The 19,968-nt window shown below is 71.9% G+C and carries 10 protein-coding genes and 13 pseudogenes; 8 read left to right on the top strand and 15 right to left on the bottom strand.

Annotated features, from left to right (window positions below; genetic code table 11):
• Positions 1-397: 397 nt before the first annotated feature.
• A pseudogene (locus RBJ77_RS48475) lies at positions 398-711 on the top strand (WhiB family transcriptional regulator); the annotation flags it as partial.
• A 214-nt stretch (positions 712-925) separates the two neighbouring features.
• Here the strand turns inward: RBJ77_RS48475 and RBJ77_RS48470 are convergent.
• Positions 926-1,636: a LysR family transcriptional regulator gene (locus RBJ77_RS48470; RefSeq protein WP_372350793.1), complete on the bottom strand. Its 711-nt coding sequence runs from the start codon at positions 1,634-1,636 to the stop codon at positions 926-928.
• Positions 1,637-2,479: 843 nt separating this feature from the next.
• Here RBJ77_RS48470 and RBJ77_RS48465 point away from each other — a divergent pair.
• Both RBJ77_RS48465 and RBJ77_RS48460 read left to right on the top strand, forming a co-directional pair.
• Positions 2,480-3,847, top strand: coding sequence for a multicopper oxidase domain-containing protein (locus RBJ77_RS48465; protein ID WP_372350792.1), 1,368 nt, complete (start codon positions 2,480-2,482; stop codon positions 3,845-3,847).
• Between the two features lie 290 nt (positions 3,848-4,137).
• Positions 4,138-4,919, top strand: a pseudogene (locus tag RBJ77_RS48460) (SDR family NAD(P)-dependent oxidoreductase).
• Positions 4,920-5,156: 237 nt separating this feature from the next.
• Here the strand turns inward: RBJ77_RS48460 and groL are convergent.
• Both groL and RBJ77_RS48450 read right to left on the bottom strand, forming a co-directional pair.
• Positions 5,157-6,801, bottom strand: a pseudogene (groL, locus tag RBJ77_RS48455) (chaperonin GroEL); the annotation flags it as partial.
• 146 nt (positions 6,802-6,947) lie between these two features.
• Positions 6,948-7,236 (bottom strand): annotated as a pseudogene (locus RBJ77_RS48450) (co-chaperone GroES); the annotation flags it as partial.
• A gap of 417 nt (positions 7,237-7,653) precedes the next feature.
• Between RBJ77_RS48450 and RBJ77_RS48445 the strand changes: the two are divergent.
• Positions 7,654-8,187 (top strand): annotated as a pseudogene (locus RBJ77_RS48445) (hypothetical protein).
• An 80-nt stretch (positions 8,188-8,267) separates the two neighbouring features.
• Here the strand turns inward: RBJ77_RS48445 and RBJ77_RS48440 are convergent.
• Positions 8,268-8,939 (bottom strand): polysaccharide deacetylase family protein, encoded by a 672-nt coding sequence (locus RBJ77_RS48440; RefSeq protein WP_372350795.1) that lies wholly within the window; start codon positions 8,937-8,939, stop codon positions 8,268-8,270.
• A 122-nt stretch (positions 8,940-9,061) separates the two neighbouring features.
• A pseudogene (locus RBJ77_RS48435) lies at positions 9,062-9,921 on the bottom strand (polysaccharide deacetylase family protein).
• 175 nt (positions 9,922-10,096) lie between these two features.
• On the opposite strand from RBJ77_RS48435, the pseudogene RBJ77_RS48430 reads away from it, so the two are divergent.
• Positions 10,097-11,367, top strand: a pseudogene (locus tag RBJ77_RS48430) (SAM-dependent methyltransferase).
• 28 nt (positions 11,368-11,395) lie between these two features.
• Here the strand turns inward: RBJ77_RS48430 and RBJ77_RS48425 are convergent.
• Positions 11,396-12,611 (bottom strand): annotated as a pseudogene (locus RBJ77_RS48425) (RNA polymerase sigma factor).
• A gap of 105 nt (positions 12,612-12,716) precedes the next feature.
• Positions 12,717-13,075 (bottom strand): annotated as a pseudogene (locus tag RBJ77_RS48420) (YciI family protein).
• Between the two features lie 426 nt (positions 13,076-13,501).
• On the opposite strand from RBJ77_RS48420, the gene RBJ77_RS48415 reads away from it, so the two are divergent.
• The 3 genes from RBJ77_RS48415 (at position 13,502) to RBJ77_RS48405 (ending at position 14,481) form a co-directional block, all read left to right on the top strand.
• Positions 13,502-13,837 (top strand): hypothetical protein, encoded by a 336-nt coding sequence (locus tag RBJ77_RS48415; RefSeq protein WP_372350791.1) that lies wholly within the window; start codon positions 13,502-13,504, stop codon positions 13,835-13,837.
• A 111-nt stretch (positions 13,838-13,948) separates the two neighbouring features.
• Positions 13,949-14,287 (top strand): hypothetical protein, encoded by a 339-nt coding sequence (locus RBJ77_RS48410; protein ID WP_372350790.1) that lies wholly within the window; start codon positions 13,949-13,951, stop codon positions 14,285-14,287.
• Entirely contained in the window at positions 14,284-14,481 is a 198-nt protein-coding gene (locus tag RBJ77_RS48405; RefSeq protein WP_372350789.1) for a carcinine hydrolase/isopenicillin-N N-acyltransferase family protein, read from the top strand. The genes RBJ77_RS48410 and RBJ77_RS48405 overlap by 4 nt, the downstream gene beginning before the upstream one ends.
• A 324-nt stretch (positions 14,482-14,805) precedes the next feature.
• On the opposite strand, the pseudogene RBJ77_RS48400 reads toward RBJ77_RS48405, so the two are convergent.
• The 8 genes and pseudogenes from RBJ77_RS48400 to RBJ77_RS48365 all read right to left on the bottom strand — a co-directional run bounded on the left by RBJ77_RS48400 (position 14,806) and on the right by RBJ77_RS48365 (position 19,948).
• A pseudogene (locus RBJ77_RS48400) lies at positions 14,806-15,814 on the bottom strand (LCP family protein).
• Between the two features lie 107 nt (positions 15,815-15,921).
• On the bottom strand, positions 15,922-16,374 hold the full coding sequence (locus RBJ77_RS48395) for a GNAT family N-acetyltransferase (RefSeq protein ID WP_372350788.1): 453 nt from the start codon (positions 16,372-16,374) through the stop codon (positions 15,922-15,924).
• 33 nt (positions 16,375-16,407) lie between these two features.
• Complete coding sequence (locus RBJ77_RS48390) at positions 16,408-16,656, bottom strand: hypothetical protein (RefSeq protein WP_372350787.1); 249 nt, start codon at positions 16,654-16,656, stop codon at positions 16,408-16,410.
• A gap of 71 nt (positions 16,657-16,727) precedes the next feature.
• Positions 16,728-17,620: pseudogene (locus RBJ77_RS48385) on the bottom strand (tRNA (adenosine(37)-N6)-threonylcarbamoyltransferase complex transferase subunit TsaD).
• Positions 17,557-17,757: a hypothetical protein gene (locus RBJ77_RS48380; RefSeq protein WP_372350796.1), complete on the bottom strand. Its 201-nt coding sequence runs from the start codon at positions 17,755-17,757 to the stop codon at positions 17,557-17,559. The pseudogene RBJ77_RS48385 and the gene RBJ77_RS48380 overlap by 64 nt, the downstream one beginning before the upstream one ends.
• 29 nt (positions 17,758-17,786) lie before the next feature.
• A pseudogene (gene rimI, locus RBJ77_RS48375) lies at positions 17,787-18,221 on the bottom strand (ribosomal protein S18-alanine N-acetyltransferase); the annotation flags it as partial.
• Between the two features lie 210 nt (positions 18,222-18,431).
• Positions 18,432-18,686 (bottom strand): annotated as a pseudogene (gene tsaB / locus RBJ77_RS48370) (tRNA (adenosine(37)-N6)-threonylcarbamoyltransferase complex dimerization subunit type 1 TsaB); the annotation flags it as partial.
• A gap of 1,058 nt (positions 18,687-19,744) precedes the next feature.
• Positions 19,745-19,948 carry a hypothetical protein gene (locus RBJ77_RS48365; protein WP_372350786.1) on the bottom strand — a complete coding sequence of 68 codons (204 nt, stop codon included), beginning with the start codon at positions 19,946-19,948 and terminating at the stop codon, positions 19,745-19,747.
• Positions 19,949-19,968: the final 20 nt, after the last annotated feature.

Below are 19,968 nucleotides of genomic sequence, written 5' to 3'. Positions count from 1 at the left end.
TAATATATAGTACAAAGTAGGTGGTGGTGTAGTGTGCAGGTGAAGGTGGTCGACACTCTCAAGCTGCTGGACAGATGCCTCGAGCGCTTGTTCTTTCAACCGCCTCTGCACCTCAACGATGGTCACTGAAAGAGTTACGGGTCGGACGGCCTACTGGCACTTCTACGTGAGGGGCCGACACAGCGGAGACGGCGCAACAGACCCTCGTTTGCTTTCATCACAGCTATGCCCCATTTAGCGCCTTTTCTTCCTTTTGCTGGTGCCTGTAGCCAGATTCTCAATGAGTCATATTTTCATCTCCTTAGACAGTTATGATGTACGGTCATGAGCACCGTGGTCCTGCGCGTCACAACGGCTAAAGCGGGCTGACAGCAATGGCAGAGGCCCGCCTTCCCGACCGAACGCAGACTCGTGGACTGGCGCAGCTCCTCGCGGCCTCGCCGTGTCGACAGCTCGCTCTCTTCTTTCCACCTCGGGAGGGCGAGCGGGCGGCGCGCAGCGCCCGTGAGAACTCTCGGCGAAAAGAGGCTCCAGGCGTGAGGTGCCCGGTACGGGCGGGAGTGCGCTGCCCACGCCCTGGCCAGGTGCGCGAACCGTAGCCGGCGTGTGCGGCCTCACCGAGACTTGAGCGCGAAGAGCTGACGGGCGCGGGGCCTCCAGAACCGCCTCGTCGCGGCATCGGCGACGAAGCGGCCCGGTGCGCCGCCGGCTCTCCAGCGGCGCTTCCCACAACCGACGCTGAACGTTTCTGCACCACGGGTGCGCCGCGGGTACGGCAGGGCGCACCCGGTGCCCGCGTGCCCGATCACCAGCGGGCGGCGGCCTCTCGCGAGTGTGGCCGAGGTCGCCACCGCCGACCTGGGCCAGATCGGCAGGGTGAGCGCGACGATCTCGCGCGCTGCACCGCCGGCTCGACCGTCACTCGTCAGCACGCCGCCGGAACGGACCGATGGCCACAGCGCCCGGGCAGTGACCGCCACCCGAGTCCGGAAGCGCCCACCAGGCCGACGCACCGCCGGTAGTCGTCCGTCGCGAATGACGGCGGCGCAGAACCCGGCGCTTCCCGGCATCGGCCTCTCTGACCAGCTGGCGGCGGCAGCGCGCAGCCCGCGATCCACGGGTCGTCCGCAACGCCGACTGTCACCGAGCCGGCCGCCGCGAGCGGGTGCCCCGGGTGACCAGACCACGAGCCGGTCGCGGCGAGGTGGAGCGGCCTTGACCACCAGGTCGTCCACTCGCCGCGTGGGCGCCCGCAAAAATGGAAGGCGCCGGTCGCCTCGCAGCACTGACCGAGCGCGGCGTTCGGGCTCGACCAGCGAGGACCCGGTGCCGGGGTGCTCGGCGCGCAGCAGGGGCGGCGAGGGCCGTCGGGACAGCGCGGGTCGAGCCGTCGCTCGGGAAGCTGAGACGAGACGGACCCACCGCGCGCAGCCCGCGATCGCGGCGACCTCCTCGGCGGCGAGGATGCTGGCCGCGTAACAACCAGGGCTCGCCCTGCCTGCGTCGCCGCATCTGCGCCGAAAGCGAGCAGCAGGGTGCCGGCCGAGGACTCCAGGACCTTCATCTGCTGGCTGACGGCGGGCTGGGTGCAGCCCAGCTCGCGGGCGGCCGCCGAGCAGGAGCCGGTGGCGGCCACGGCGCGCAGGAACAACGGAGATGACGGGCTCGATCATGCATCAATCATAAAGCTGGACCTTGGGTCGAGGGCGCGAGGTAATGCGTAACGGCTTTGGTGCCGGGTCCCGTAGCGTCGACGCCGTCGATGAAGCTTCTCTCTCAACCTGGGCCGCCCGAAGGCCGTCGAGCGCACCGACCAGCCCCGAGGGACGCTGACCGGCACATCGACCAAGCAGCCGGTCGACGCGCGATGCGGGTGGCGGCGCCCGGGCGCAGAAGGGGATCGGCGCGAGCGGGCTCGCCGGGGACGCCGTGCGACCACCACGGCAACCATCGGCGGCGACGACCAGGCGGTAAAATGCGTTCGCGCGCGAGACCTGACGACTGGGAGCGCACGTTGCCGGCCGCCCTCGTGCGCCCTCGGCGAGAACCTCACGATCGGGCGTGGACGTCTCCGGCGCGAAGATCGGCAGAGCGCCGGCGGGTCGGCTCCGAGTTGTCCTCTCGAGGCATTCCGGGCCGATCCGGTGTCGGATCGTTCCGGGGGCATCTGGGCGAGAAGGGCCGGGTCAGGTACCACGCAGGACGGCCGGACCGAGTAAAATCGCCTGTATCGTCGAGCCCTCGGTGATCCGGCGGGGGACGCCATCGAGATCCGCACCGGCTCGCGCACGAGGTCACCGTCGCCCCGTGCCTGGGCCGTGACCACCGAAAGTGGAAGCTGCTGCCGCAGCTGCTCGCGGTGGCGACGCGTTGCACCTGGAGTCCACCCGGCAGGCCCGGCAGCGCGTCGAGAAGCGGGCGCAGGCGCACTCGTAGGAAAACCCAGCTGCGAGTTGAGGTCGCGGCGTCGACCGTCTCGATGATGCGCGGCCCACGGTGCATCGCGCGAGAGCTTCGGTCCATGGCCCGAATCCCCGGCGTAAAGACCCGGCTCTGGCGTGTCCTCGTCGTCCTCGGCTCGCTCGTCGCCGTCCTCGCGCTCGCGATCGGCGGCGGTGTGCTGTGGCTGTGGAACGACGCGAAGGTGAGACGTCGGCACGACGGAGTTCCGTACGAACTGGCGGTGCCGCCGCTCGCCCGGTCCAGCCTCGGGAAGGACGGCACCCGCGTTCGACCTGCGGATGCGGACGGGCGAGAAGGAGAGTTCACCGCCGGCCGAAAGACCGTCACCTGGGGTTTCTTTCGACGGCGACTACCTCGGCCTCACGCTCCGGCGGCGCGGCGAGCAGGTCGAGGTCCGTCCGCAAACGGCTCCCTCGAGGCCTCCACCGTGCACTGGCACGGCATGCACCTGCCCGCGTGGGATGGACGGCGGCCCGCACCAGATGGTCGATCCGGGCCCGGGGACTGGACGCCCCGCTGGACCGTCGACCAGCCCGCCGCCACCCTCTGGTACCACCCGCATCCGCATCGGGCGACCGAGCAGCACGTGCAGCGCGGGGCTCGCCGGGATGTTCTCGTCGACGACGCGAGAGCGAGCGGCTTCGCGCTGCCGAGAGGCGGTGCGGGGTCGGACGAACCCGCCGGTGATCGTGCAGGACGTGAGGTTCGACGGCGCGAAGTGCTCGACCACCGGGCGCACGGATGGTGCGGTCCATCGGCTTCCTTCGGCGACCGCACCACGTCAACGGCACCCGACCGCGTACCGGACCGTGCGCGACGAGCGCGTACGGCTGCGGCTGCTGAAACGCGTCGACGGCACGGACGTACGACCTCGGCTTCTCGGACGGGCGGAGTTCGCGCTCGTCGGGACGGATGCGGCGGTCTGCTGGAGCGGCCCGCGACGACGGACCGGATCCAGCTGTCCCCCAGGGGAGCGGGCCGAGGTCGTGGTGCGGATGGTGCCCGGCGAGCGGACCGTGCTGCGCAGTCACGCGCAGAACGCGACCGCTTTGACGCGTGGCAGAAGCGCGGTTCGCGAAGGCGGGACGACGACTCGTTCGGACGTGCTGCAGCTGCGGGCGGCGGACCGGTTGCGGCCCTCGCCCGAAGTCCCGCTTCTCAGAATCCGGGCGGCTGGAGCTGCCGAAGGCCTGCCGACGCGGTGCCTTTCCCGGCACTTCGACCTCAAGGCGAAGCGGGATCAACGGCCGCCCTCGATGGAGATGAACCAGGTCAGACGACCGTCACCCGCGGCACGACCGAGGTGTGGACCGTGCTGCAACGATCAGCGGGATGCCGCACAACTACCATGTGCACGACGTGCAGTTCCGGGTGGTGGAGGTGAACGGGAAGACACCGCCGCCCGCGCCGCAGGGCCTGCAAGCATCACGGTGTTCCCTGCCCGGCGGGACGAAAGCTAGAAAGCCGGCTGCTGCGCTTCGACGAGCGGGCCCGGGTCGCCGACCCCGACGTGCCGTTCATGCGCACCGTCACCTGCCGGCGCACGAGGATCGGCGGAATGATGCGGAGTCAGTCCGCTCGGTCGTCGATCGAGCGATCAGCGGAGCCAATCAGCGGTTCCGTCAGGAGCTCCACTGATCATCGGCACGCTAGGCGTCACCGTGCTTGCTCCACATGACTACGGCTGTCTCGATCACGGGATCCACCGCGTGCATCGGCGCCGCGTTCGCCCGGCGCCTGGCCGCCGACGGCCCACAACCTTCGTCCTCGTCGCGCGCGACACGAAGCGGCCGCGCGAGCAGCCGACCGAACTGCGACGACGGCACGTGCACTCGAGCGCCGAGGTGCTGACGGCCGACCTGGCCACGGACGAGGCATCGCGGCGGTCGAGGGAGCGGCTGGGCGACCGCAGGCCGCGGTGGACACTGCTCGTGAACAACGCCGGCTTTCGGCAAACAGCGCCGCTACCTCAGAAGTGCTCCACATGGCCGACGAGCTGACCATGCTGAAGGTGCACTGCGAGGCGGTGCTGTGCCGACGTCGGCGGCGACCGGGGCGATGCAGAGAGCGGCGGGCGCGGCGGCGTGATCAACGTGGCGTCGGTGGCGGCGTTCTGCCGCGCGGCACGGCACGGGGCGTCGAAGAGCGTGGGTCGTGCAGTTCACGCAGGGGCGGGCGAAGGACCTGGCGGGCAGCGGGGTGCGGCTGATGGCGCTGTGCCGTTCGTCCGTACGGTTCCACCAGCGGGCCGGGATGGGGACGGACAACATTCCGAGTGGATGTGGCTGGACGCGGACAAAGCTGGCGGCGTCGGCGCTCGCCGATCTGGCCCGCGGCAAGTCCCTGTCGATCCCGGGATCCGCGGTACAAGGCGCTGATGGGCGTGGTGAAGGTGACGCCGCGTGCGCTTCTTGGGGGCATCGTCGCGGACCGGGCGGAAGTACGGCCCGCAGTAGCGGTTCCTTCGTTTGCGGGCCGGTGGCTGGTCGCGCAGTTCCCCGCGCCCCCTGAGAGTGCGCACCTTCGGTGCGACATCTCACACCGGGGGAAGGCTGCGCGAAGCGCATGCCTTCCAGGGGCGCGAGGAACTGCGCGACCAGCCCACCGAACCCGCACCCGAACATGAAAGCCCAGGGCCCGCCTCCCCGGAAAGGGGAGACGGGCCTCAGGAAGGCTGGGGACGGGTCAGTGCGGCGGCCGTGGCCGTGACCGTGGCCTCGGCCTCCTCCTCCGCCGGCTTCTCGACGACCAGGGTCTCGGTCGTGAGGAGCAGGGGAGGCGATGGACGCGGCGTTCTCCAGCGCGGAGCGTGACCTTGACCCAGGGTCGATGACGCCGGCCTTGACCAGGTCGCCGTACTCACCGGTCGCGGCGTTTGACAGCCGGAGCCCTTCGAGCATCGGCGACCTTTGGAGACGATGACGTAGCCCCCGGAGCACCGCGTTCTCGCAGATCCAGCGCAGCGGCTCGGACGGCGGCGCGGCGCGACCGCGACACCGGTGGCCTTCGTCAGCAGGTCTTGTCGTCGAGGTTGCCCCTCGGGGACCTTCACGGCGTGGACGAAGCGCGGGAGCCACCACCGGAACGATGCCCTCCTCGACCACCGCGGCGCGGGTCGCGGTGTGCGTCCTCCAGACGGTGCTTCTTCTCCTTGAGCTCGCCGAGCCTCGGTCGCGGCGCCGACCTTGATGATTTCGCAGACGCCGCCGGCGTAGCTTCGCGCAGGCGCTCCTGCAGCTCTCGCGGTCCCAGTCGCAGTCCGAGCTCTCGATCTCGGCACTGATCTGGCTGACGCGGCCCTCGACCTCGTCGCTGTCACCGCCGCCGTCGACGATCGTCGTCTCGTCCTGGTGATGACGACACGCGGGCGCGGTGCCGAGCACGTCGAGACCGGCGCTGCTCCAGCTTGAGGCCGACCTCTCGGCGATGACGGTGGCACCGGTGAGGATGGCGATGTCGCCGAGCATGGCCTTGCGGCGGTCACCGAAGCCCGGGGCCTTGACGGCGACGGACTTGAAGGTGCCACGGATCTTGTTGACGACCAGGGTCGACAGGGCCTCGCCCTCGACGTCCTCGGCGATGATCAGCAGCGGCTTGACCGGCCTGCATGACCTTCTCGAGCAGCGGAAGGAGGTCCTGCATGGATGCCGATCTTCGAGTTGGCGATCAGGGATGTACGGGTCGTCGAGCGACGGCCTCCATACGCTCCATGTCGGTGACGAAGTACGGGGACAGGTAGCCCTTGTCGAAGCGCCATGCCCTCGGTGAAGCTCCAGCTCCAGACCGAAGGTGTTGGGACTCCTCGACGGTGATGACACCGTCCTTGCCGACCTTGTCCATCGCCTCGGCGATGAGCTCGCCGATCTGGGTGTCCTGCGGCGGACATGGACGGCGATCGCAGCGATGTCGGACTTCTCGTCTCCATCGGGCTTGGCCGTGCGCGAGCAGGGTCGTCGGAGACGGCCTTGACGGCGTGCGTCGATGCCCCGCTTGAGGGCGGCCGGGGTAGGCGCCGGCGGCGACGTTGCGCAGACCCTCCGCGCACCAGGGCCTGGGCCAGGACGGTGGCGGTGGTCGTGCCGTCACCGGCGATGTCGTCCGTCTTGGTCGCGACCTCCTTCACCAGCTCGGCGCCGAGCTTCTCGTACGGGTCCTCGAGCCTCGATCTCACGCGGCGATGGACACACCGTCGTTGGTGATCGTGGGGGCGCCGAACTTCTTGTCGATGACGACGTTGCGACCCCTTAGCCCAGGGTCACCTTGACCGCGTCGGCGAGCTGTTGCACGCCGCGCTCGAGGGCGCGACGGGCGTCCTCGTCGAACCAGGATCTTCGCCATGGGAGCGATTCAAGACTCTCCGAAAGCTAGGGTGAAGCTGTGAACTGCGCGACCCCGGCTACCGTAAGTCGTCGCGTGGTGCCAGGGGCGCAGCTCAGAGCAAAGCGTTCTGCTTCGGGTGAATTGCTTCTCGACGGATCGCGACCGTCGCGAGCCGAGAGGACGAGGTACTCCTCGCCGTTGTACTTCACCTCGGTGCCGCCTGCACTGCTCTGCTGTACAGCACGATGTCGCCGGCCTGGACGTCGAGCGGCAGACGTCGCCGTTCTTCGAAGCAGCTGGGCCTCACGGCCAGGACGACGCCCTCCTGCTTCTCCTTGGCGGTGTCCGGGATGACCAGGCCAGAGGCGGTGGTCTGCTCGGCGTCGAGCGGCTGGACCTGTCAATGCGGTCCTCGAGCGGCTTGAGGGCAGCAGGGCTTGAGTTGGTCGTCACGATCCGGCCTCTTCGGAGAGATCTCACGGGGTTAACTGGTCTGGGGTGGCGAACCGTGGTGGATCCCGTCGTCGCGGGTGCCGGACCCGCTCGTCGCTGCTGGCGTACCTCCCGGTGGGCGCGCAGAGCCAGACTATGACCGCGATTAAGCACTCGGTCCAAAGCGGACTGCCACTGCCTCCGGCCGTGGCGGGGGTTTCTTGCGGGGACTTCCCCGATGCGGCCTGCGCCGCGGGGGTTTCCAGGTGCCGGGTGCACCTCTCCTGATTGCTCGCGCAGTTCCTCGCGCCCTGAGCCACCCGTTTCCCGCACGTAACGCCATGCGGCGCCATGAGTGGTGCCGCAATGGCTCGCGCATGGTGCCATACGTGTGCCATGATGGCATCACTCAAGCGACGGACAGACGGGGGTCGGGTCATGGCGACAACGCGGAAGCAGCAGAGCGAGCAGAGCGCACCCGGCGTCGCGGCCTTCGCCCGGTTCGTCGGCTGCGGGGCGGGGTCGGGGTCGCCGCCAGCTTCGCCGTCGCGGGGCTCGCCTCCTGGATCCCCTGGGCCCTGGCCAACGCCCTGGTCACCGTGGTCTCACGCTGCTGGCCACCGAGCTGCACGCCCGCTTCACCTTCGGCGCGGGACGGCACGCGACGTGGCGCCAGCACGTCCAGTCGGCGGGTCGCGGCGGCCGCGTGCGCAGTGACCTGCCTGGCGATGGTCGTCCTGCAGCAGCTGGTCGCGACGCCCGGTGCCGTGCTGGAGCAGGTCGTCTACACCTGTCGGCCCTCCGCGCTCACCGGCATCGCCCGGTTCGCGGTCCCTGCGGCTCGTCGTCTTCGCGCGCAGCCGCACGCAGGCCGCGGCCCCCGCGCCCGCCGTCCGCCCCGTGCGCTCCGCCGCCCCGGCCGGTCCGGCGAGTCTGCCCCGCCGCCCGACCGGCGCGGGGAGCTACAGGTAGTCCTCCAGCCCGCCACCGTGAAGCCCTGGTCCTGGATGCGGCGCAGCATGCGGACGTCATCTCGGTCAGCGTGGTGCCCTTCAGCTCGGACGGGCCGCGGAAGTGGGCCAGGACGATGTCACCGGGGCGCAGCCGGGCGCCCTCCGCGTAGCCGGTCGTTGATCTGCATCGAGGCGCGCCACAGCACGATCGCGTCGATGCCGCACGCGCCGGCCGCCCGCAGTGTGTGTCCCGTCGTAGCTGCCGTAGGGCGGGCGGAACAGCCGGGGAGTCGTCCCGAACCGGCCCTTGAGGCGGTCCTGCTGGCCCGCAGATCTCGGCGTGCTGGTCGACGTAGCCGAGACCGGGCAGGAAGGGGTGCGTGAGGGTGTGGTTCTGCACGCGCCCAGCCTGCGGAGTTGACCGAAGTGGTCGTAGCCCGAGCGTGCGGCGGAGTCGGCGAGGAACATCGAGATCGGCAGCCGCGGTTCGCGGACCATGTCGACGAACCGGGGGTCCTTCTCGGCGCCGTCGTCGAAGGTCAGGAAGACGACCTTGTCCTCGGTGGGGACCCGGTCGATCACCGGCGGCACCGATCCGGGCGCGCGGGGCAGCGCACCCGCGGGCGGGGGCTCAGGGGCGGCGCCAGCGGGCGGCGAGGCCCTCAGCGGCGATGGGCGTTCGCGGCGGGCGCCCGCCGCGCCCGCCGTCTGTGCCGCGACGGCTCCCGGCCGCGGATGGTGCCGGACCTTCTGCGCGGCCTTCCTGCCCATCCGTTCGATGGGGTCGACGGACTGCACGCGCACCCGGTGAGCAGCGCGGCGGCCAGCGCGCAGCCGACCAGCCGCGCCCCGGCCCGCCGCACCGCAACGGCCGCCCCCCGCCCTGGGAGTTGTCACAGGTAGTCCTCCAGGGCGGGCCACCGCGTACCCCTTGTCGGTGACGTACTTCAGGAACGTGCGGATCATGTCGGGCATCGTGCCCTTCCAGTCCTCGCGTCCCCGGAAGTGCGTGAGGACGATGTCGCCCGGATGGATGTCCGGTCCCACTCGCGGTAGTCCATCCGGCCCACGAACTTTGCCTCGGCGTTCCAGATCGGCGCGTGCCTGATGCCGCAGGCCTCGCGGCCTTCAGGGTGTCCTGGTTGTAGTTGCCGAACGGCGGCCTGCAGAAGAGCGTGGGCCGCTTGCCGTACATTCTTCTCGATGAGGTCCTGCATGCGCAGATCTCGTGCTGCTGCCGCGTAGGACAGCCCCGGCAGGTACGGGTGGGTCAGCGTGTGGTTGTTGAGGGTGACGCCCAGGGTCTGCATCTTCTTGAAGTAGTCGTGCTAGGGGTCTGACCTCGGCATCGGTCAGGAACGCCGTGTGCGGGATCCTGAGGTCGCTCATCATCCTCAGGAACCGCGGGTCCTTCTCGGCCCCGTCGTCGATGGTGAGGAAGACGACCTTGTCGCTTGGTGGGGATCGTCGTGAAGACCGGCGGCAGGCCGAGCCCGTCTGGCCGTCGACCTCGAAAGCCCTTGCGCGCCCTGATCGTGGGCTTCTTCACGGGCGGCCTCGGCGCGGCCAGCGGCACCTTCGGCGGGCCCCAGCGCCTGGCCGCGGCGACCCGCTGGGCCTGCTGCGCCTTGAGCTGCGTGGCGTACGCGTCGAGGGCGCGGGCGGGCGGGGCGTTCAGGCCCTACTGCTGACCGAGGCCGGCTACCGCGTCGTCGCCGCCGGCGGCACGGCCGGTGGCGAGCGCGGCAGCCACGAGGGCGGCGGCCGCGACGCGACGGCCGCCTGCCGTCCGGCCGGTCCCCGTGTCCCCTTCATAGCGGTTTCTTCGCTTTGTCGTACTAGTTGCATGGCGCCGATCCTCGCAGCTCACAGCCCTGTTCAGGGGGCCGACACCGCCGCGCGGCGCGCACCATCCACCGACTGGCGCAATGGTCCGGGTGAGCGCCTTCTCCGATCCCGCCGACCCCGCCGATCCCGCCGGCTTCTCCGCCCTGCTGTCCCCCGAGGTCGCGCCCCGCTCGACGAGCTGCGCGACCACGACCCCGCGCAGGAACTCGCGCTCGCCACCCGGCTGCGCCGCGAGCACCCGGCCGGGCTCGTCTCGGCGGCGCTCGCCCAGGCCCGGCTGCGGCAGCGGGCGGTGGCGAAGTTCGGGGCGCAGGACGCGGCCCGCATGCACTTCACGGCGAACGGCGTCGAGGCAGGCGACCAGGACCGGCGTCGCCACGTACCGCGCCGCGTCCTTCAGGCGCTCGGCGTCCGCTCCGTCGCGTCTGACCTGTGCTGCGGCATCGGCGGCGACGCGATCGCGCTGGCCCGCGCGGGCATCTCCGTCCTCGCCGTCGACCGCGACCCGCTGACCTGCGCGGTGGGCACGGGCCAACGCGCAGGCGCTGGACCTCGCCGAGCTGATCGAGGTGCGGAGGCCCGACGTCACGGAGGTGGACACGGCCGCCTACGACGCGGTCTTCGTCGACCCGGCGCGCCGCGGCGGCCGGGGCCCGTGTCTTCGACCCCGAGGCCTACTCCCGCCGCTCTCCTGGGCCGTGACCGCCGCGCTCAAGGCGCCGCGGGCCGCGCTGAAGATCGCCCCCGGCATCCCGCACGAGGCGATCGCGGCCGAGGCCGACGCCGAGTGGATCTCGGACGGCGGTGACGTGAAGGAGGCCGTGCTGTGGTTCGGCACCGAGCCGGGACGGGTGCGCGCCACGCTGCCGCCGGGGCCGCGGACGCTGGTCGGGCGGGGACTGCCGGATCCGCCGGTGCGGCCCGTGGGGCGGTACCCTGTACGAGCCGGACGGCGCGGTCATCCGGGCGCACCTGGTCGCCGAGGTGGCCGACGAGGTCGGCGGCGGCCTGATCGACGAGACCATCGCGTACGTCACCGCGGACGAGCTGCGGCCCAGCCCGTACGCCACCGCCTACGAGATCACCGACCGGCTCCCCTTCAACGTCAAGAAGCTGAAGGCGCTGCTGCGGGAGCGCGGGGTCGGCGTCCTGACCGTGAAGAAGCGCGGGCTCCGCGGTGGAGCCGGAGGAGCTGCGCCGCAAGGCGATGCCGAAGCCGTACGGGAAGGCGTCGGCGACGGTGTTCCTGACCCGGGTCGCGGGGGCGCCCACGATGCTGGTGGGCGCCCCCGTGGCTCGATCGCCGAGGCTCCGCCCCGGGCCCCGCTCCTCAATCGCCGGAGGGGCTTGAGGGCAGGGGGCCCGGGCGGAGCCCGCTCTCAATCGCCCGAGGGGCTTGACCTGCCCAGCAGGAACTCCCGCTCCCGCTCGTTGCGCGTGAGCGCCGCCGCCCGCTCGAACTCCGCCCGCGCCTCCTCCGTACGGCCGAGCCGCTCCAGCAGGTCGCCGCGCACGCTCGACAGCAAGTGGTAGCCGCGCAGCGCGGGTTCGTCCACCAGCGCGTCGACGAGGGCGAGGCCCGCCTCAGGTCCCTCGGCCATCGACACGGCGACCGCCCTGTTCAGTTCGACCACCGGTGACGGCGCCCGGGCGGCGAGCAGTCCGTACAGCGTCGCGATCTGGCCCCAGTTGGTCTCCTCGTACGCGTACGCCTGGGCGTGGCACGCGGCGATCGCGGCCTGCAGGGCGTACGGGCCAGGGGGCGCCGGAGGCCACCGCGTCGGCCCGGCCGAGCGCGGCGAACCCGCGGCGGATCAGCAGCGTGTTCCAGCGCATCCGGTTCTGGTCCTTGAGCAGGACGGGCGAGCCGTCCGGTGCCGTGCGGGCGGACGCGCGGGAGGACTGGATCTCCAACAGGGCGGCCAGGCCGTGAACTTCCGGTTCCTTGGGCATCAGCGCCTGGAGGACGCGGGCCAGTCGCAGCGCGTCCTCGCACAGGCCGGGCCTGAGGTAGTCGTCGCCGGCGGTGGCCGCGTACCCCTCGTTGAAGATCAGGTAGATGACCTCCAGGACCGAGCCGAGGCGGGCCTCGCGGTCCGGTCCGTACGGCACCTCGAAGGCGACGTTCTTCGTGGCGAGGGTGCGTTTGGCGCGGACGATCCGCTGGGCGACCGTCGTCTCCGGGGCGAGCACCGCGCGGGCGATCTCGGCCGTGGTCAGGCCGCCGAGCAGGCGCAGGGTGAGCGCGACGCGGGCCTCGGCGGACAGCACCGGGTGGCAGCTCAGGAAGACGAGCCGGAGCAGGTCGTCGTCGATGTCGTCGGGGTCGTACGCGGCCGTGCCCGGCTCCTCGTACGCGAACTCCGTGGCCCGGCCGACCTCTTCGAGCTTGCGCGCGTAGTTCTCCCTGCGGCGCACCAGGTCGACGGCGCGGCGCTTGGCGGTGGCCGTGAGCCAGGCGCCCGGGTTGTCGGGGACGCCGGCCGCCGGCCACTGCTCCAGGGCGGCCACCAGGGCGTCCTGGGCCAGCTCCTCCGCTATGCCGACGTCACGGACGACGCGGGTGACGGCCGCGATGATGCGCGGCGCCTCCATGCGGAAGACCGTCTCGATGGCGTGGGCCGTGCTGTCGTGTCGCTCTGTCACGACCCACCATCAGACACCGCCGGAGGCGCCGGGCCAAGGGCCCCTCCCGGACGTTCAGCCCTCCATGATCTGCCGGACCTCGGACGTGACGGTCCAGTGCTCCTCGTGGACCCGCAGGAACCGCTTCGTCCACTCCAGGCACTCGGCCTCGTCCTTGGTCTGCAGGATCGCGTAGCCGCCGACGACCTCCTTGGACTCGGTGAACGGCCCGTCGGTGACGGTGATCTCGCCCTTCTCGTAGCGCACGCGCTTGCCCTGCGCGGTCGGGGTGAGCCCGGCCGTGTCGAGCAGCTACGCCCGCCTTCGTCATCTCCTCGATGAGCGCGCCCATGCGCTGCATCAGCCCTTCGCTGGGGCTCCTCGGCGGGGGCGTTCGTCTCGTCGATGCGGACCATCGTCAGGTAGCGCGGCATGGTGATCTCCTCGGTACGGCGGCCGTTCCTTCCGGCCTCTCACCCCTGCGTCGGACGGGCACCGGCCGGATCGACACGGCCGGCGAACTTTCTCGGGAATTTTTACGGTGCCCCTGATCCACGCCCTGGAAGGGTCGGGGCCCATGCCGTTCGACCACAACGACCACTACCACGCCCTGCTGCTGCGCCGGCTGCCCCGGCACGGCCGCACCGCGCTCGACGTCGGCTGCGGGACCGGCCGCTTCGCCCGCCGCCCTGGTGGCCCCACGGCTACCGGGTGGACGCCCTCGACCCGGACCCGGGGGCCCTGGCCGTGGCGGAGGCGTCCGGCGGCGGTCCCCGCTACCGGCTGGGCGACGCGGCCCGCGTCGCGCTCCCGGCGGCCCGCTACTGACGTGATCACCCTGCCTGGCGAGCCTGCACCACATGCCGTTCGGGACGGTGACGCGCCTGCGGGACGCGCTGGCTCCCGGCGGCCGGCTCCTCGTCCTCGGCTGCTACGCGGGCATCACCCCGTGGGACGTCGTGGCCTCCCCGGCGAACGCCGTCGCCCGCGTCGCCGTCCACCTCGCCGACCGCGCCGCGCGGCCTGACTGCTCCCCCGCCCGGACCGCCGGTCCGGGAGCCGGAGATGACGCTGCCCGGAGGTCAGGGCGGCGGCGGCCCGGCTGCTCCCGGGCAGCGAAGGTGCGCCAACTCCTCTACTGGCGCTACCTGTTGACGTACGAGCGGCCCGATTCCCCGCCGACCGTGGACATTTGACCGCGAAATTACCTACGGTGCGGCCAGTGACGACGCTGCGCAAGACCCTTCCGTGCCCTCGACATCGGTGACGGCTCCGACGGCCGCTGGGCCGAGCAGGTCGGCCCCGCTGTGGCCCTGCAGGCGCTGTCCTGGCTCACCGAGGAGGGCGCACCCGGAGGGCGCCGAGCGCGCCCGGAAGCTGTTCCGCGACGCACCTGCCCGAGCTGCTGCCGGCGCTCGACCGGCTGTCCGGCCAGGTGGACCGGCCGGGCGCCGACACCCCTCCTCACCCTCGCGGCGATCCGCCCGTTCTTCGCGGGCTGCACGCAGCTGGGCGTCCCCGGCACCCTCGTGCGCAACTACGACTTCGAGCCCGACGCCGTCGGGGCGCTGATCGTCCCGCTCGCACTTCCTGCGGCCGGTGATCGGTACGCAGGACGGCGGCTGGGGCCTGCTCAGACGGGATGAACGACGCGGGGCTCGCCGTGTCCCTCACCTTCGGCGGCCGCCCGGTGCACGGCCCGGGCTTCGCCGTCGTCATCGTGCTGCGCTACCTCCTGGAGACCTGCGACACCGTCGACGAGGCCGTGGCCCGGCTCGCCGGCATCCCCGTGAACATCCCGCAGAACGTCACCCTGGTCGACCGCGAGCGCGCGCCGTGACCGTCCACGTCGGCCCGGACATCGAGCTCACCGTGGCACCGGACGCCTGCGCCGCCAACCACCACCAACCTCCCGGTCCCTCGACGAGCGGGAGCGGGCCACCCGCACCGGCCTGCGGCTCATACGATCCGCGCGGCGGGCTCCCGACGTGACGGCTCTGCTCAGGCCGCCGCTGCACGAGAACACCTACGACGACGGGCTCGGCACCGTGTACACGGCGCACTACGAGCCGGGCGAGGGCCGGGTGACGTCACCACTGGCCGCGGGCGAGAGCTGGTCCCCAGTCGTTCGGCGCCTTCACGGAGGGCACGCGGACGGTGGAGCTCAGCGCAGCGACTCCCACAGCTCCGTAGCCTCCGGCTCGTCCGCCACCACCCGGTTGATGTCCGAGGGCGCCCGCACCACCGGCATCGTCACCGTCTTCACCGCCTCGGCCGGCAGCTCGCCCAGACTCCTGGCCAGGCCGGAGTTCGGAGAGCGAGCCGAGGCCGGTGTCCGCGGTGAGGCTGCCGGTCGCGGCGTCGGCGACCTTGTAGAGGCGGGCCGGGTCGGTGAGGCAGGCCGGTGATCGGAGGCCTCGGCGGCCAGCGACTTCACGAGCTCCCGCTGGAGCTTGATGCGGCCCAGAGTCGCTGCCGTCGCCGATGCCGTGCCAGGTGCGCGCGCAAGGCCAGGGCCTGTTCGCCGTCGAGGTGGTGCTGTCCGGCCTTCAGGTCGAGGTGGCTGAGGTCGTCGTCGATGTCCTCGTCCGTCGTCACGTCCACGCCGCCAGGCGCGTCGACGAGGTCGGCGAAGCTCCGCGAAGTCGATCTCCAGATGGTGGTCCATGCGGACCCCGGTGAGCTTCTCGACGGTCTTCACGGCGCAGACCGGACCGCCCACCGCGTAGGCGCTGTTGAACATGACGTTGTGCACGCGACCGCGGTCGTGCCGCCGGACTCCGTCGGGCACGACGGGCGCTCGACGAGGGTGTCGCGGGGATGCTCACGACGGTCGCCTCGGTGCGGTCCGCGTTCAGGTGCACGACCATCGCCGTGTCGGACCGGGCCCCTGCCCTCCGCGCCGCCGCCGAGCGCCCTTTGTTCGCCTTTGCCGGTGCGGGAGTCCAAACCGAGGACGAGGAGGTTCAGGACGCCCTTCTCGACGGGCTCCTGCGCCGGGGACGCCGAGAGGGCGACGCGGCGACCTGGTCGGCGCGGGCCGGGCGGTCGTCGCCGAGGGCCTCTGTCGATGTCGACGCTGCGTATGTTGCGGTCGAGGTGCCAGTACGCCCAGCCGGCCGCTCCCCGCCGAGCACGAGGACGCAGCCGGTGGCGATCGCCACCACCTTCACCGCACGCGCACGGAACCGTTTCTTCTCACTCACGCAGGGGAACGTAAGTCCGAATTAGTACGCCGGTAAACCACTTGGCGCACAGTTCCGGAAATCTCAGCCGGTTCTCAGGCGCCGCTGCTGGTTTCCCCGGAATGACGCCGATAGACGGTCGACTCCCTGGCCCGGAACCCGGAGCCGCTCGTAGAGCCGGTTGGCCGCCGCGCGCTCCGGCCGCGAGGTGAGGTCCACCGTCCTCGCGCCGGCCTCCGCGGCGATCCGGCCGGCCTCCTCGATGAGCCGGGCGGCGACGCCCCGCCGCGCGCGGCGTCGACCACCACGTCCTCGACGCGGCCGCGCAGTCCGGAGGGCAGCGGCAGCAGCGCCAGGGTGAGCGTGCCCACGATGCCCTCGGGCGCCCGCGCGACGAGCAGGACCGTGGCGTCGCCCGTCACCAGCCGTGGTCGACCGCCGCGCGGTCGAGCGGCACGGCCGTCGAGGACAGCTGCGGCAGCAGCCGTCGAAGAGCGTCGACGATCTCCTGGCTCTGCGGCGCTGACGCGCTCGATGCGGATGTCCATCCGCGGAGACTACCCACGGCCCGCCGCGGCCCGTCACACCGCCTCGAACCGCCAGCGGTGCACGGCCCGGGTCACCAACGCGGCGTCGGGCTCGGGCAGTTCGGGGACGGCGGCGTCGTACGCGGCGTCCCACCAGGTGATGACGAGGACCCGGTCCTGCGGCGCGCGAACGTCTCTGCGCCTGACCGGCTCCCGGTCCAGGACCTGCGCCTTCGCCCAGGCCAGCAGCTCCGCGCCGCGCTCCTCGACGGCCCGGGCCTCCCACATCAGCGCGACCGTCACGAGTACAGATTGTCCTTGCTGACCTCGTGCACGTGGTCGTGGGTGGTGGTGCCCCGGCACGTGCGTCTCGGTCACCGGCAGCGAGTGAGTCCGCCGACAGGTCCCACGACGAGGAGCTGCCGGTTGCGGGCCACCATCTCGGCGAGCCGAGCGCGGCGACCATCGCGCCGTTGTCCGTGCACAGCTTGGGGCGGGGCACCCGCAGCCGGGATCCCGGCCCGCCCGCAGCGCTCCTGGGCCAGCGCCCGCAGCCGCGAGTTGGCGGCGACGCCGCCGCCGATCATCAGGTGGTCGACGCCCTCGTCCTTGCAGGCCCGCACCGCCTTGCGCGTCAGCACGTCCACGACGGCCTCCTGGAACGACGCCGACACGTCGCGCACCGGCACGTCCTCGCCGGCCGCCCGCTTGGCCTCGATCCAGCGGGCCACCGAGGTCTTCAGGCCGGAGAAGGAGAAGTCGTACGCGGGGTCGCGCGGGCCGGTCAGACCGCGCGGGAAGGCGATCGCGTCCGGGTCGCCCTCCTCGCGTACCGGTCGATGACGGGCCCGCCCGGGAAGCCGAGGTTCAGGACGCGCGCGATCTTGTCGAAGGCCTCGCCCGCCGCGTCGTCGATGGTGGCGCCGAGCGGCCGCACGTCCGAGGTGATGTCGCTGGACAGCAGCAGCGAGGAGTGCCCGCCGGAGACCAGCAGGGCCATCGTCGGCTCGGGCAGCGGGCCGTGCTCCAGCTGGTCGACGCAGATGTGCGAGGCGAGGTGGTTGACGCCGTAGAGCGGCTTCGCCGAGCGCGTACGCGTACGCCTTTGCCGCGCTCACGCCGACCAGCAGGGGCGCCCGCGAGGCCGGGCCCGGCGGTGACGGAGATCCCGTCGAGGTCCTCGGCCGTCACCCCCCGCGTCCTTCAGGGCGCGCTGGATCGTGGGAACCATCGCCTCCAGGTGCGCGCGGGAGGCGACCTCGAGCACGACGCCGCCGAAGCGGGCGTGCTCGTCGACGCTGGAGAGGCGACGGCGTCGGCGAGCAGGGTGGTGCCGCGGACGATGCCGACGCCGGTCTCGTCGCAGGAGGTCTCGATGCCGAGGACGAGCGGTTCGTCAGCCATGGTTCTTCTCTTCGGTCAGCTTTCTCAGTGGTCAGGCGCATCACGAGGGCATCCACGTTGCCCGGCTGGTAGTAGCCGCGCCGGAAAGCCGATCGGTTCGAAGCCGAAGCGCTCGTACAGCTTCTGCGCCCGGGTGTTGTCCACGCGCACTTCGAGCATCACCTCGGCGACCTCGAAGGCGGTGGCGTGCCGCAGCAGTTCGGTGAGCAGCCGGGAGCCGGGCCCGGTGCCCCCACTGGTCGCGGGCGACGGCGATGGTCTGTACGTCGGCCAGGTCACCGGAGGCGGCCAGGCCGCCGTACCCGACGAGCCGGTCGCCCTCGTACGCGACGACGTACCGCCGCGTCGAGCCGAGGCCGCGCGCGTGCGCCAGCTCAGACCAGAACATGCCGCGCGACCAGGCGTCGTCCGGGAAGAGGTCCTTCTCCAGGGCGAGCACCCGGATCGATGTCCCACCAGCGCATCTCGCGCAGTTCGGCGCTCAAGTCGCTTGGGGTGACCACCTTGTAGTTCTTGGGGGACCTGCGCGTCGGGGCGGCGCAGGCAGAGGGGCCGCGGTTCGAGCAGTTCCTCGCCGGCCGCGAGCCGCTCCCGCGGCGAGGGCGGCGAGGGCCGCGGCGGACACGTGCTCGGGCCCGTGCGCGTCCGGGAACGTGTCCGGGTACAGCACGGCTCCGGCGCCCACGGCGGGCAGCCCGGGCGACCTGCTCGGCGATGTCGGCGGGCCGGTCGACGGCGGCGTCGGTGGTGCGGGTCCGCGGGTTCTCGTACCGGGCCCAGTACACCTCCTTGCGCCGTGCGTCGGTGGCGACGACGAAGGGGCCGTCCACCTGGGCCTCGAACGCGAGCCCGTCCAGCGTGCACACGCCGTGCACGGGGACGCCGAGCGCGAGGCCGAAGGTGTCGGCGGTCATCAGCCCGACGCGCAGTCCGGTGTACGGGCGGGCCGACGCCCACGACGATCCCGGTCACGCCGTCGAGCCGCACACCGGCCTCGGCGAGCACGCGGTCGACGGCGGGCAGCAACAGCCCCCGTGTCTGCGGGCATCCACCTGACTCGACTCCGCGACGACGGACGAGCCGTCGTGCAGGGCGACGGTGACGGCGGGGGTGGCGGTATCCATGGCGAGCAACAGCACGCAAACAGCCTAGGCCCTGTCACGGGTTTCTCCCGTCGATCCGCCCGAAGGGCGGAGCCCGACGGCGCCTGCGTGCGTGCTGCGAGGCGGAGGAGGGAGGCGACGCGGAGCGTCATCGACCGACGACAACGCCGCAGATGCGCGTGCCGGGCGCCGTCAGGCAGGCGGGAAACCCGTGCCAGGGCCTTCCCGGCCCGGAGGGCGGACACGTCCGCGCTCCCACAAGCCTGCGGCAGGGCCCCGGCTGCTACCGTCACCCTGAGGTTCGGACTTTGAGAGGCAGGCACCTGGGTGGCACGGAGCAGCACCGGATTCGTCACCGCGCTGACCGCGGGCGCGCTCCGCCGTGGTCGGCGTCCTCGCCTACCAGGCGTCGGCGAACGCGCCGGCCGACCTCGGCAAGCCGAAGACCGACTCCCCGTCCGCGACGGCGTCCCGCTCCCCAAGGGAGAAGGCGGACCCGATGGTGCTGCCCGGGCAGTCCGGCAAGGGCGAGCGGGTCGTACTCGCTGGGCAAGGACGACCGCGTGGCTGGTCACCCGGCGAACAAGGGCGTGCGCTCGTACCCGGTGACGGCGGGTTCGGTGGACCCGGCGCCCGGTGCGTACACGGTGACTCGCGCTCCGGTTCGGTCATCGGGACGGACGGCGTGCCGATCGAGCACGTCGTGCGGTTCGCCACGGCGCAGGGGCTCGCGGTCGGGTTCAGCGCGGCGGTGGACGGGTCGACGGCGGCGCCCGGTGCGTCGAAGAAGACCGGTGGCATCCGCCAGTCGCGGGAGAACGGCGACCTGATGTGGGAGTTCGCCACGATCAGGCCGCAGCGTCGTCGTGGTGCCGTAGCCGCCGTTACGCGCCGTAGGGGCGGATCTTCGCGTCACGCGGGCGGGTGCCGTGCGACTGCTCGTGGCCCGCGGCGGAGCCGCCGACCGATGCGGCCGCGCGCCCCTGGCAGGCGCGCGCCTGCACCGGCGGGGTCGAGACGGTGCGGGCCGCCGCACACGCCGCCAGCAGGTCCCGCATCGAGAACCCGTCACGTTCCGAAGTCGACATGGACGCCTCCCGTGGGCCGC

It is taken from the genome of Streptomyces sp. KL116D, assembly GCF_030766975.1.
Lineage (GTDB): Bacteria > Actinomycetota > Actinomycetes > Streptomycetales > Streptomycetaceae > Streptomyces > Streptomyces longispororuber_A.
Note: the sequence above shows the minus strand (reverse complement) of the source record. Positions and strands in the feature narration are given on the sequence as shown.